The sequence below is a fragment of the Alteromonas sp. BL110 genome (assembly GCF_003443615.1).
GTDB lineage: Bacteria > Pseudomonadota > Gammaproteobacteria > Enterobacterales > Alteromonadaceae > Alteromonas.
In genome coordinates this window covers 4,397,104-4,410,290 of record NZ_CP031967.1, presented here as the reverse complement: position 1 = coordinate 4,410,290, position 13,187 = coordinate 4,397,104, and the positions used below count along the sequence as shown (strand labels likewise).

Annotated in this window: 7 protein-coding genes and 4 tRNA genes; 9 read left to right on the top strand and 2 right to left on the bottom strand. The window is 45.4% G+C overall.

Annotation, left to right across the window (positions count from 1 at the left end; genetic code table 11):
* Positions 1–90: 90 nt before the first annotated feature.
* From D1814_RS19195 to D1814_RS19165, 7 genes are all read left to right on the top strand, one after another.
* Positions 91–167: transfer RNA gene (locus D1814_RS19195), tRNA-Asp, on the top strand.
* 30 nt (positions 168–197) lie between these two features.
* Positions 198–274 (top strand) — tRNA-Asp (locus D1814_RS19190).
* A gap of 30 nt (positions 275–304) precedes the next feature.
* A tRNA-Asp gene (locus D1814_RS19185) sits at positions 305–381 on the top strand.
* 32 nt (positions 382–413) lie between these two features.
* A tRNA-Asp gene (locus tag D1814_RS19180) sits at positions 414–490 on the top strand.
* A gap of 322 nt (positions 491–812) precedes the next feature.
* Positions 813–2,366 (top strand): EAL domain-containing protein, encoded by a 1,554-nt coding sequence (locus tag D1814_RS19175; RefSeq protein ID WP_118495232.1) that lies wholly within the window; start codon positions 813–815, stop codon positions 2,364–2,366.
* Positions 2,367–2,453: 87 nt separating this feature from the next.
* On the top strand, positions 2,454–3,164 hold the full coding sequence (gene lolD, locus D1814_RS19170; RefSeq protein ID WP_118495231.1) for a lipoprotein-releasing ABC transporter ATP-binding protein LolD: 711 nt from the start codon (positions 2,454–2,456) through the stop codon (positions 3,162–3,164).
* Complete coding sequence (locus D1814_RS19165) at positions 3,151–4,377, top strand: lipoprotein-releasing ABC transporter permease subunit (RefSeq protein WP_118495230.1); 1,227 nt, start codon at positions 3,151–3,153, stop codon at positions 4,375–4,377. The genes lolD and D1814_RS19165 overlap by 14 nt, the downstream gene beginning before the upstream one ends.
* A gap of 277 nt (positions 4,378–4,654) precedes the next feature.
* Here D1814_RS19165 and D1814_RS19160 read toward each other — a convergent pair whose 3' ends face one another.
* The gene (locus D1814_RS19160) at positions 4,655–6,001 is read right to left on the bottom strand and encodes a dicarboxylate/amino acid:cation symporter (RefSeq protein WP_118495229.1); all 1,347 of its coding nucleotides are present in this window, start codon (positions 5,999–6,001) and stop codon (positions 4,655–4,657) included.
* 114 nt (positions 6,002–6,115) lie between these two features.
* Here D1814_RS19160 and D1814_RS19155 point away from each other — a divergent pair, with 114 nt between their 5' ends.
* Positions 6,116–8,665, top strand: coding sequence for a beta strand repeat-containing protein (locus tag D1814_RS19155; RefSeq protein ID WP_118495228.1), 2,550 nt, complete (start codon positions 6,116–6,118; stop codon positions 8,663–8,665).
* Between the two features lie 77 nt (positions 8,666–8,742).
* Here D1814_RS19155 and astB read toward each other — a convergent pair whose 3' ends face one another.
* Entirely contained in the window at positions 8,743–10,083 is a 1,341-nt protein-coding gene (gene astB, locus D1814_RS19150; RefSeq protein WP_118495227.1) for an N-succinylarginine dihydrolase, read from the bottom strand.
* 396 nt (positions 10,084–10,479) lie between these two features.
* Between astB and topA the strand changes: the two genes are divergently transcribed.
* On the top strand, positions 10,480–13,140 hold the full coding sequence (topA, locus tag D1814_RS19145; protein WP_118495226.1) for a type I DNA topoisomerase: 2,661 nt from the start codon (positions 10,480–10,482) through the stop codon (positions 13,138–13,140).
* The last annotated feature ends 47 nt before the right edge of the window (positions 13,141–13,187 follow it).

Sequence of the window (13,187 nt, the reverse complement as noted above, 5' to 3'; positions counted from 1 at the left end):
CTCCACATGGGGGAATACGTATTATCTGCGCCGCAGTCAGGGGACAGGGCAACAACAGCCAAGTCAACTCACTGATAACATTGAAAATGTGGAGCGGTAGTTCAGTTGGTTAGAATACCGGCCTGTCACGCCGGGGGTCGCGGGTTCGAGTCCCGTCCGCTCCGCCACTCTTTCAATGGTATAACTAAAAAGTCTTCGGAGCGGTAGTTCAGTTGGTTAGAATACCGGCCTGTCACGCCGGGGGTCGCGGGTTCGAGTCCCGTCCGCTCCGCCATTTAGTTATACAGCGCAATCTCGATTATGTGGAGCGGTAGTTCAGTTGGTTAGAATACCGGCCTGTCACGCCGGGGGTCGCGGGTTCGAGTCCCGTCCGCTCCGCCATTAATCGAACCATGCGCGCTTTTCATTATTGCGGAGCGGTAGTTCAGTTGGTTAGAATACCGGCCTGTCACGCCGGGGGTCGCGGGTTCGAGTCCCGTCCGCTCCGCCATTAATGAACAAGATCCACAATAAGCTTTTAAAGTAAGATAATCTCTCCCCTCAAAAAAAGACTACGCTTTTCAGTAACCTCTTTAGTTATTTCTCTCACAAAAGTACTTTTGTATTTTGCGTAGTTGCTTTTAGCAAGGCGCTCCAAACAGTTTTCATTTCTATATTTCCTTGGTTTTTGAACCTTTCATTTTTATTCTTAAAAACCACTCATTAACCATTAAAACTATCTAACAAACAGTAACATGTGCCCTAAAGTCGTAGTGTGTTTTTTTAAAACTGTACTACAGTTAAGTCGTTAGAGTTTTACAACAACGGAAATTATGAATAAAAGCGATCAAAAACGGTATTTTCTGGCAGATAACTTAAAGGCGATTGGTGTTTCTCTGTTAAGCGTAGCCGTCGTTACACTACTTCTTGCGATAGTTATGTTTGTGTTTATCAAAGAGCAAGAGGAGAGCCGAGCTAAAGAGATCCTTGATAATGTTCGCATTGTCTTTAGAGATGCCGAGATTACCCTTGATTATCTCAATGCACTGCCTTATCAGTCTTGTGAAATCGAGAACTTGACCGAAATGCGCAAAACTCTCTTTCGCTCCCGTTTTGTAAAAGAAATTGGCTTCTATGAGAATGGCGGATTGTTGTGCAGCACCTATCTGGGTATTCTTGAAGAGCCTATAAAAGAGGCAACCCCCGATTTTTATACCCAACTTGGTGATGCATTCTGGATTAACACGCCGCTACAGCTTTTTGATAAGCAGGCGACAGGCACCATTGTTCAACGTGGACGCTATAATGCAGTTTTAGATATGGATAGTGTCATTGGCTACAGTTTCACCCAAGATTGGCAGCTTTTTTATAATGGCGATCATTTTTATCATATGGCGGGTAATCCAGGGCTGGTAGATACTACGCTTAGTCAAGATGATATGGATGCGCGCACTGGCTATTTTTCATTACAGTTCATAATGTGTGACGAACGTTACAATAATACCTGTTTAAAAGTTAAGTCTGATCACGGAAGGGTATTAGATTTACACACGGGTAAGCTTGTTTTGTTTGTTTTCGCTATGCTGATGACGGCCGCACTGACCCACATGCTTGTGTTTAATTATTTACGTCGTCGTCGTTCTCTAGAGTCCAGAGTAAGCAAAGGTTTAAAAGAGCATAAGTTTTATAGTCTTTATCAGCCATTTGTCGATTTAGAAACGGGCAAAGTCATCGGCTGTGAAGTGCTAAGTCGCTTTGAAGACGAGTTTGGGCCAATTTATCCCGATGAGTTCATTCCACAAGTCAAAGAGCAAAATATGACGTGGGAATTTACTGTCGATATGATTACGACCGCGATGAAGGAGCTTAACGAAAATCCTGATATCCCAAATGGGTTTAAAGTGTCCTTTAACTTGTTTCCTTTCGACTTTACAAGGGAAGACTGTTTAGATTTAGATTTTGCAATGGAAATGAATGTTAAAAACTTTAAGTTAGTGCTGGAAATTACCGAAGATGAACAGATAGCAACTCATAGTGCGGTTAAGCATATTAAATCGTTAAAAAGTAAAGGGTTCTTATTTGCTATTGATGATTTCGGCGTGGGGTACTCTAACCTAAGCCAGCTAAAAACCTTGAACTGTGACTATCTCAAAATTGACCGAAGCTTTGTTATGGATATGGAAGACAACAGTATTCGTTCGTCGCTTATTCCGCATATTGTTAGTATTGCCGAGGGGCTTAATGTCGACTTGATCGCGGAGGGCGTTGAGAATATTGACCAATCAAATGAATTAAAAGGTTTAACTATAGGCTTCGGCCAAGGGTGGTTGTTTGGCAAGCCACAGTCTGCCGATGCACTTGCTAAAAGCGTCCAAGACACACAATAACACGTTTTAGCGCTGTTATTTTTCAGTTGGTGTTGGTAGTGTTTAGCGCTACCATTCACCGTCTGGAAACCATAGAAGAACAGTCGCATGCGAGACGTGCTAATTTGCAGCAATATTAATAAAACCTATCAAGATGGCAGTAACGCCACCCCCGTATTACACGATGTTTCTCTTTCGATAAAAGCTGGTGAACACGTTGCCATTTTAGGCAGTTCTGGTTCAGGGAAAAGTACGCTATTACATATACTTGGAGGGTTAGATAAACCATCCAGCGGAGACGTTGAATTTAATGGTAAATCTCTTGGAAAACTTTCTGGTAACGCGTTAGCTAAACTTCGCAATGATGAAATGGGGTTTATTTACCAATTTCATCACCTGTTGGGTGAGTTCACGGCCTTAGAGAACGTAGCGATGCCGCTTAGAATAAGAGGACTGTCGACCAAAGACGCCCATACTAAAGCCCGAACCATGATGGAAGAGGTTGGGCTTTCCCATCGGATAGAGCACTTACCCTCAACCATGTCGGGAGGCGAGCGACAGCGTGTGGCGATTGCCCGAGCGTTAGTTACTGAACCTTCAGTCGTACTCGCTGACGAACCTACAGGGAACCTGGATGATTCTACGGGTGAACAAATTTATAAGCTTTTGACAAGTTTAAGTGAGAAAAAGGGTACAGCTTTTGTCGTCGTTACTCACGACATTGCACTTGCTGCAAAAATGGATAGGGTACTAAAGATTAAAGACGGCCGGTTGGCTAGCGAAGCTTTGCCTGTGGAGAGTCAAGATGCTCGCCCTTGAATTGGCTAAGCGATTTAGAAAAACGCGTTCCGAACAGCGCTTTATTTCGTTTATTTCGATGTCTTCGACTATCGGTATTGGGCTTGGGTGTTTTGTTCTTATCGTGCTGCTAAGCGTTATGAACGGTTTCGAAAAAGAGCTAACGAGTCGTATTTTAAGCGTTGTGCCACATGGCGAACTATATAGTAAAAGCGAAAGTGGAATAGAGAATTTAGATGCTCAGCTTTACCGCTTTTCACAAGATAGCCGTATTGCCTCGGTTATCCCTTACACAGGGCTAACGGGCATGCTGCAGTCAAAGGGCGAATTGAAGGCCATTAGCGTTACCGGTATCCCTGTTAATCAAGTCGGCGATAAATATGCCGAAAGAGTGGCGAATAAGGATTGGGAACGGTTTTCATCACAGGAAAATGGCCTCATTGTAGGGAAGGGCATTATGTCGTCAATGGGTCTTGCCATTGGCGACACAGTTCAACTATTAATACCGCAAACTACGCAAGATTTAACCTTTAAAGCGCCTCGCTCTATTACGCTAACTATCTCGGGCGTGTTGTCTGTTGGTGGCGAACTCGATAACCAGCTCGGGCTGATGCATTTAGCGACCGCATCGGAAGCTATTGGTATTGCATCTAAGGCTCAGGGGATTCAGTTTACCCTTAACGATCCTTTTTTAGCATACGATACCATGCGAGATATTGGTTATAGCTACCCCCAAGCCGTTTATATGTCTGATTGGACACGTACTCAAGGACATTTATACAGCGACATTCAGCTTGTAAGGGCAGTGGTTTATATTGCGCTTACACTAGTGATTGCCGTTGCTTGCTTTAATATAGTGTCATCATTGGTTATGGCGGTAAGAGACAAACAAGCTGCTATTGCGATATTGAAAACAATGGGAGCCACAGACCGTCTAGTTCGCAATACGTTTGTGCTTCAAGGGGTTATAAACGGGATTGTTGGCATTACCGTTGGCGTCATGCTTGCCTTGTTGGTTGCACCAAATTTGTCAGATATTGTTCGCTTTATCGAAACGTCATTGCATGTAGAGATCTTGTCTGGCGATATCTATTTTATTGATTTTCTACCTTCAAGCTTGCACTGGCAGGATGTTGTCGTAACGGTTGTTGTAGCCATGTTTTTAAGTGTAGGTGCAACTCTGTATCCAGCGCAAAAAGCTGCGAAAGTGTCGCCATCTTCGGCACTTCACTAGCTAGTTACAAAATGAACTATTACGGGGCGATTATAGTTAGCTTACGCATCACCGACCAGTAACGCTCGGCAACCTTGTTGTTTAAGCAACATAGGCAAGGCGTAAGAAGGATACAAATGTTGGCCTGATACATCCGGGGCTAATGTCCAAAGGGCTAACAACACGACTTTAACCAATAAAAAGGCCAGCAAATTATGCTGGCCTTATTTGTTTTTAACTGCTGTGCTTGTGCTGCACTTACAGGTGCACTGCACGCTCAGCGGGCTTTAAACCTTTGCTATTTGTTCTTTTCGAAATGTTCGAAATTAACATCTTCTTGTTTCAAACCTGCTTTTGGATTGTTATAAACACTTTCATCTAACGCGCCTTCGCTTTTGGCGACAACGCACGACACCATACAATCTCCGGTAATATTTACCGCGGTACGTGTCATATCAAGCAGCCTGTCGACGCCGATAATAAGTGCAATACCTTCAACGGGTAAGTTTACCTGCTGCAAAACCATCGCCAACATTATAAGGCCAACGCCAGGTACACCAGCAGTTCCGATAGAAGCAAGTGTGGCGGTTAATACAACCATCATATAGTCGCCTAAGCTTAAATCGACGGCGTAAACTTGGGCAATGAATACTGTTGCCACACCTTGCATGATGGCCGTACCGTCCATGTTAATTGTTGCGCCCAAAGGCAGAGTGAATGAAGAAACTGAATTACCCACACCCAATTTGTTTTTAGCGGTTTCCATGGTGACAGGCAGGGTAGCGCTACTGCTTGATGTACTAAAAGCAAAGAGGGCTGCGTCACGCATTTTTTTCAACAGTATGACAGGGTTCAAGCCTGCCAAAACTTTGAGTAAAACAGAATAGGTAACGAGGCCGTGAAGGATCAGAACGCCAAATACTAAGAAGAAGTACTTCGCCAAGCTCAATATGGTTTCGCCGCCAATGGTTGAAAAGAGCTTTGCCATCAGTACGTAAACACCATACGGCGCTAGGTTCATGATGATTGTAACCAAGCGCATGATTACCGTATTGATATCTTCAAAAATAGCGGTAAGGCGTTTGCCCGCATCACCCGTCATCGCCATTGCTATACCAAAGAGTACCGCGAAAACAATGATTTGAAGCATGTTTCCCTGAGCCATAGAGTTTATGGGGTTGCTAGGGAACATATTAACAATAACGTCTGAAAGACTAGGGGCTTCTTTCGCTTGGAACGAGGTTTCCGTGGTTAGATTCAGTCCATCGCCAGGAGAGACCACTAAAGCTATACTCATGGCTAGTGTTATGGCGATGGCGGTTGTGACAACATATAACCCAACCGATTTTGCACCCAGTCTTCCCAACTTACTTGGGTCTGATAAGGTACTAGTTCCACAAATAAGAGAAACAAAAACGAGGGGAACCACCAGCATTTTTAAGCTAGCGATAAATATTTGGCCGAGAGTTGAAAATATACCTTCAACAAGAATGTTATACGTTGAGAGCTCAAAACCGAATACCGAAAAAGTAAAATCTCCGCTATCATCAAACAATAATTGGAGAAATACACCAGTCAAGATACCGGCAGCCATGCCGATAAATATGCGGGCGGTTAAACTATACTTGTGTGCAGATGAAGACATTAATGTTTCCTGTACATTTTTATATTTTTAATCTTTCGTAGTGTGCCAGATTCAGTTGATTTTTAAACATAAAAAACGACGCAATTGTCAATAAAAGAGGTTCAGGAACGAATTATGTCGACATTAGCGAGAGCGCTAAGCCTAATTAGCGCAATATTTATGCTAACAGCATGTGGTGGAGGCGGTTCTGCAGTCTCTCGGGATAACACGGATAATGGAAGCGGAGACGACGGTACTACCACATCTACTTATTCGATAGCTTTAACATTAGAAAATGAAAGTGGCGCAAGCGACAACAACTTATCAGAAAACAACAGCTTGTATGCAGTAGCAACGGTAACGGATGACGAAGGAAACCCGTACTCTGATGCATTGCTAACTTTTACGTTGAGCAACGAGGAACTTGCCGAGTTTGGCAACGACACGGGTACTGCGCGCACCAACTCAAGTGGTGTCGCCAGAATTCGTTTAAACGCCAGTACGGCTTCGGGCGATGGTGAAATTACCGCAGCGCTAGGCAGTGGCGAAACAGGAAGTACGACGTTTTCTGCTACAGCGGTAAGCGCGACAGAACCTACTACTATTAGTGTTGCTCTATCGTTGCAAAATGGAAGTGGAGAGGCCGATAATAACCTTTCATCTAGCAATGCTTTAACGGCAGTGGCAACAGTAACTAATTCATTGGGTGAGCCTCAGGCCGACCTTCTGCTTACCTTTTCGTTAAGTAATGATGAGCTTGCCACCTTCTCAAACGATACGGCGACGGCGTTAACAAATGCCGAAGGTATTGCGACAATAGACATGTCGGTTGGAAGTGCCTCTGGCGACGGCGAAGTAACGGCTACTCTACCTACTGGCGAGACAGACTCTACGACCTTTAGTTCTGAAGGTAGTACCACAGTAAGTGAAGAGCCTGCGTCTCTTGAGCTTTTCGCTGACAGTATTCAGCTGGCATCTAGCGGTAGTGATGAAGTCGAACTTATAGCGTTAGTTAAAAATGAGCAAAGCGTGTTGATGGAAGGGGTCGAAGTGAGCTTTTCTGCAGCAACAGGTGATGGCGTTGAACTTCAATTAACACAGCCTGAAACCCTTGCCGATGGAACAGCTCGTGCAGTACTGACATCGCAAAACGACAAATCAAACCGTACTATTACTATCACTGCTGGGGCAGGTAGCCTCACTGAATCTGTTGATATCACTATTACTGGGACAGAAGTGACTATCAACGGATCATCGTCGGTCATTTTAAACGATACCGTTGAATACACAATTCGTCTTCAAGATTCCGATGGCGAGACTATCAAAAACGAAGACGTTGTCTTAAGTGCAACAAACGGTACCCTTGGCAGTACCACGGTAAATACCGGGGCTAATGGTCAAGCAACGGTATCCTATACAGCCTCCGCTTCTGGAGAAAATACCATCACGGCATCAGCGCTTAATGCTGAAACAAGTTTTACGGTACAGGTTCAGCAAGACGAATTTAACTTCGTTAACTTGCCCACTGAAGAAGTGCCGTTGGGCCAAGTACAGACAATCACTGTGCAGTGGCGTCAAAACAATACGCCAGTAGTGGGTGAAGAAGTTACTTTTAGCGCCTCTCGTGGCGTAATTGACGGCAACTCAACAGTACAAACTGATGCAGAAGGACAGGCAAGTATCGATATCAGCGCCAACAATGCTGGTATTTCTTCAATCACGGCAACGGCAAGCGACGGAAGCGGCAATGTGTTGGTTTCAGCACTTACTCAAATTGAGTTTATCGCTACTACACCGCATACACTTATTGCTGATGCATCGCCTGACATTTTAGGTCCTGATGGACAAACCAGCACTATTAGCGCGGTGGTTCGCGATGTAGATGGTAATTTGGTAAAAAACAGCGTGGTCAATTTTACTGTCTCTGACGTGTCTACCGGATTTGTATCACCGTCTCAAGCAACCACTGATAGCAAGGGAATAGCGACAACAGTCTTTACGTCTGGCTCAGTTTCGACCTTAGAGTCCGTAGTGATTACTGCGTTTGTTGCTGATGATTCAGCGATTGATGATCAAGTCACCTTGACTGTGGGCGCTCGTGCATTCGATATTTCTTTGGGCACGGGTAATGAGCTAGAAGAACCTACTTCTACATCTTACTTGAAGCGTTTCAGTGTATTTGTCTCTGACTCTGCTGGCCAACCCGTTAGCGGCGTGAGTCTAACTGCATCAGTGGCGCCGGCAAAATATGTGGATAATGGCGAATATCGCACAGGGTTCTGGGTCTATGATGACGATGAATCACAATGGATAGCAATAATTAATCAAAACTGCCTCACTGAAGATGTTAACGATAACGGCATCTTGGATACAACACCAACTAATGAAGATACCAATGGCGACGAGATGCTTACCCCTGGATTGGTGGGAACCATAACCTTTGCTAACGGCAACGCCGAAACAGACGAAAATGGTTATGCAGAACTGGAGTATCGTTACCCAAGCAGCTATGCGATTTGGTACGATGCAGTTATTTCTGTTTTTGGCCAGTCCACAGGGAGCGAGGCGCAGGCATCAATGAACTACACGTTAAGTATTTCGGCAGACGATGTGACCGATGAAGGAGCGTCACCGCCAGCCAATCCATTTGGTGTGACTGATCAGTGTACGCTTGTTACCCCTTAAGGGTATGCGCTAATACAAAGCATAAAAAAGCCGGCTGATAGCCGGCTTTCTTTTTAGTTTTCTAAACGTTAAATCGCCTACCCCTGCTGGAACGGATAAACCGAACCAATCTTCAGTATTTGCGTAAGCTCGTCAAGGGCAGTGCGAGACTCAATGAGTAGCTGAGGGTCGCGCAAGTCGTCTTCGCTCAATTCATCGCGATAATGTTTATCGACCCACTCGTTTAAGCGCGTAAACTGTGTATCGTTGATTAGCGTGTTCTGATTTACTGCTTCAAGCTCTTGGTCGTTCATAGCAACACGCAGACGCAGGCAAGCAGGTCCGCCGCCGTTGCGCATACTCTGTTTAACATCGAAATAGTTAACCGACTTAATGGGAGTACCCATTGTTACTAGCTTGTCTAAATAACGTTTGACCGCTTCATTTTCCCGACATTCCGTAGGCGCGATTATAGTCATGTCGCCGCTTGGAAGCGTTATAATTTGCGTGTTAAACAAGTAGGTTTTAACAGCATCTAGAACAGACACCTCCGCGGTCGGGACTTCAATAAAGTGAAGTGGCTCGCTGCCAAATTTGGCTTGAAGCTCTTTAAAGCCCTCTTCTTTTTGATAAAACGCTTGTTCGTGGAAAAACAACACGTTTTGGTTACCTACGGCAATTACATCATTGTGAAATACACCTTGGTCGATAACATCAGGGTTTTGCTGCATGTAAACCACGCCCTCGTCATCTAGGCCATGCAAACGCGCTACGGCTTGGCATGCTTCTAGTGTTTGGCGAGCCGGGTATTTGGTTGGTGCAGGTTTGCTGGTATCAAAGGCATGGCGACCATACACAAACAGCTCTACGCCAGCCTGCCCGTAATTGCTGCAAAGCCGCGTATGGTTGGCCGCCCCTTCGTCACCAAAATGCTCGTTGTCTGGCAGGTGCTGGTGATGGGCGAAGTGTTTTTCATTGGCGAATGTGCCGCGCAAAATATTGCCTGTCACCTGAGGCTCTAACGAGCGGTGAAACTTGTTCGTTAAGTTTGCAGGGGTAAAGTGAACGCGACCATCGGCAGTATCGGCGCTAGGAGACACAGTGGCGGCATTTGCAGTCCACATGCTACTAGCAGAGCAACAAGCTAGGAAAATCTCGCGAGACTGCTTTGCAGCGCTTTCTAGCACGCGAGCATCAGAACCAGTAAAGCCTAAGCGACGCAGTGCAGCAATATCAGGACGTTCTTGCGGCGCTAACACACCTTGAACCATTCCCATATCGGCCAACGCTTTTGCTTTTGCTAGACCCTGTTTTGCCGCCTGTTTAGGACTGCTCTTTGCATTCGCATTGTTCAGGGAAGCAACATTGCCAAAGGATAATCCGGCATAGTTATGGGTAGGTCCAACAAGACCATCAAAGTTAACTTCAAACTGCTTCATACTTTCCCTCATTCTTGTAGTTTTTGCTGTTGACCCCATATGCTACATTCTTACAGACACTGCGATTAATTTGATAGCAGTGGTAGCGCTTTCGCTTTCGTACAGGGGGCAAACGCAGCACTTCTTTAAACCTGAGCGCGTTGTTAGGTCAGGTTGGAATGGCTGGCATTATACGGCTTTTAAGACCGATGCCAATCGCGGTGGTCATTATATGTACAGTTTTTGTGCGTGTTTAGAGCGGTGGGAAGAATAAGTATGAAGAAGATCTTGTTTTCCATTCACTTTGTAGATATATGTTAAAAAAGAGCGAGTACCCTATATATAGTGTCGGGCTGCTCCAATTTTCAGAATTTGACGTAAATAGTCATTAAAAATCAATAGGTTTAGTTCAATTATATGGCAAAATCACTGGTCATAGTCGAGTCACCAGCCAAAGCAAAAACGATAAATAAATATCTTGGCAAAGATTTTATCGTAAAAAGTTCGGTTGGCCATGTGCGAGATCTTCCGACAAAGGCATTAGGCAAAGTAGAGCCTAAAAAACCGGCTAAAGAACTCAAAACTCTAAGCGATGAAGAGCGTCAAGAATATCTTCGTCGCCACGAATATTTGAAGCTTGTAGACAGAATGGGTGTGGATCCAGAGAAAGACTGGAAAGCTCACTACCAAGTGCTACAGGGCAAAGAAAAGGTCGTCAACGAACTCAAAAAGCTTGCAAAAGATGCTGACACTATCTATCTCGCAACGGATTTGGACCGCGAGGGAGAGGCGATTGCTTGGCACTTGCAAGAACTGTTAGGCAAGAAAGATAAGACTTATCAGCGAGTGGTATTCAACGAAATTACGAAGAATGCCATTCAAGACGCGTTTTCAGATCCCGGTGAGCTAAATATATCTCGCGTTAATGCGCAGCAAGCACGCCGTTTCCTAGACCGAGTTGTGGGCTTTATGGTGTCTCCACTGCTATGGAAAAAGATTGCGCGCGGTCTTTCAGCGGGGCGTGTTCAATCGGTAGCGGTTAGGCTTGTTGTCGAGCGAGAGCGCGAAATTAAAGCCTTCGTACCAGAAGAGTTCTGGGACGTACACGCTGATTTGACCAGCCAGCAAAAAGCAGCACTTCGCATGTTGGTTGCCAAACATCAGGGCAGTGCGTTTAAGCCAAAAAACAAAGCTGAAACAGACAAGGCGCTCGCTGACCTTGAGGGTGCGAACTATACGGTGGAAAGCCGTGAGTCGAAGCCAACGCAGAGTCGACCTTCAGCGCCATTTATTACCTCTACGCTGCAGCAAGCTGCGAGCACGCGTCTGGGCTTCGGTGTTAAGAAAACCATGATGATGGCACAGCGTCTTTATGAGGCGGGTTACATCACTTACATGCGTACTGACTCGACCAATTTGAGCCAAGAGGCAGTAGACAGCGCGCGTGCGTACATTTCAGACAATTTTGGTGGAAAATACTTACCTGATTCGCCAATTCGTTACGGTAGTAAAGAGGGCGCGCAAGAAGCGCACGAAGCAATTCGTCCTTCAAATGTGAGCATTAGTGCGGCGAGCCTAGGTGATATGGAGCGCGATGCACAGCGTCTTTATGAGCTTATCTGGCGCCAGTTCTTGGCTTGTCAGATGACGCCTGCGAAGTACGATGCAACCACCATTAAAGTGGCGGCAGGAGACTATGAGCTCACAGCAAAAGGTCGCGTACTTAAGTTTGACGGTTGGACGCGTGTACAGCCTCAGCTTCGCAAAAAAGGCGATGAAGAGCTTATGTTGCCTGATGTGCAAAAAGGCGATGTTCTGGACTTAAAAGCGCTCGACCCTAAGCAACACTTCACTAAGCCAGTAGCGCGATTTAATGAAGCGTCTTTGGTAAAAGAGCTTGAAAAACGGGGCATTGGCCGCCCTTCAACCTATGCTAGCATCATTTCAACGATACAAGATCGTGGCTATGTGCGATTAGAAAATAAGCGTTTCTATGCCGAGAAAATGGGCGAAATCGTAAATGATCGCCTGATGGAAAACTTCGACGATCTGATGAGCTATGACTTCACGGCCAACATGGAGCAGCATCTAGATGATATCGCTGAAGGCAACAAAGATTGGAAAGATGTTCTTAATGAGTTCTACAGCGGATTCTATGGAAAACTGCTAAACGCGGAAAAAGATCCTGAAGAGGGCGGTATGCGCCTAAATCAGGCCATACCTGCGGGTATTGAATGCGATAAATGCGGCCGCGAAATGAATGTGAGAACGGCTTCAACCGGCGTATTTTTAGGCTGTTCAGGTTATAACTTACCGCCTAAAGAGCGCTGCACCAATACCATGAACCTAACGCCTGGCGATGAAGTGGTGAAGGTGGATGATGAAGAAGAGCTTGAAACGGAAGCGCTTCGCTCTAAAAAGCGTTGTCCTAAGTGCGGAACTGCTATGGACAGTTACTTGGTAGACGAAACCCGTAAGCTTCACGTTTGTGGTAATACACCTACCTGTGATGGAACCTTAGTCGAGGCAGGCACATTTAAAATTAAAGGCTACGACGGCCCAATTATCGAATGCGATAAGTGCGGCAGTGACATGGAGCTTAAGAACGGTCGTTTCGGTAAATACTTCGGCTGTACTAATGAAGAGTGTAAGAATACCCGTAAGCTGCTCAGAAACGGGGAAGCAGCGCCACCGAAAGAAGATCCGGTCGATTTGCCTGAACTTCCTTGTGAAAAGTCAGATGCCCACTTCATGCTACGCGATGGGGCCTCGGGAATTTTCTTGGCAGCGCATAACTTCCCTAAATCTCGCGAAACTCGTGCGCCGAAAGTGGAAGAACTTGCACGCTTTAGAGATAGAATTTCGCCGAAATTCTATTATCTTGCTGATGCGCCAAAAACAGACCCTGACGGTAACCCTGCGATAGTTCGCTACAGCAGAAAGACCAAACAACAGTATGTTATGTCTGAAAATGACAGCGGAAAAGCAACGGGTTGGTCAGCATGGTATGACAATGGTAAATGGCAGGAGCAAGCAGCGAAAAAGCCTGCGGCTAAGTCAAAAGCCAAGAAAAAGTAATTCAAAGCAAATATAATACTTTGAAGCCTAAGCAGTAAGCCCGAATT

Coding starts and splice junctions, on each gene's coding strand:
- D1814_RS19175 (WP_118495232.1), top strand. CDS start 813: ATGAATAAAAGCGATCAAAAACGGTATTTTCTGGCAGATAACTTAAAG.
- lolD (WP_118495231.1), top strand. CDS start 2,454: ATGCGAGACGTGCTAATTTGCAGCAATATTAATAAAACCTATCAAGAT.
- D1814_RS19165 (WP_118495230.1), top strand. CDS start 3,151: ATGCTCGCCCTTGAATTGGCTAAGCGATTTAGAAAAACGCGTTCCGAA.
- D1814_RS19160 (WP_118495229.1), bottom strand. CDS start 6,001: ATGTCTTCATCTGCACACAAGTATAGTTTAACCGCCCGCATATTTATC.
- D1814_RS19155 (WP_118495228.1), top strand. CDS start 6,116: ATGTCGACATTAGCGAGAGCGCTAAGCCTAATTAGCGCAATATTTATG.
- astB (WP_118495227.1), bottom strand. CDS start 10,083: ATGAAGCAGTTTGAAGTTAACTTTGATGGTCTTGTTGGACCTACCCAT.
- topA (WP_118495226.1), top strand. CDS start 10,480: ATGGCAAAATCACTGGTCATAGTCGAGTCACCAGCCAAAGCAAAAACG.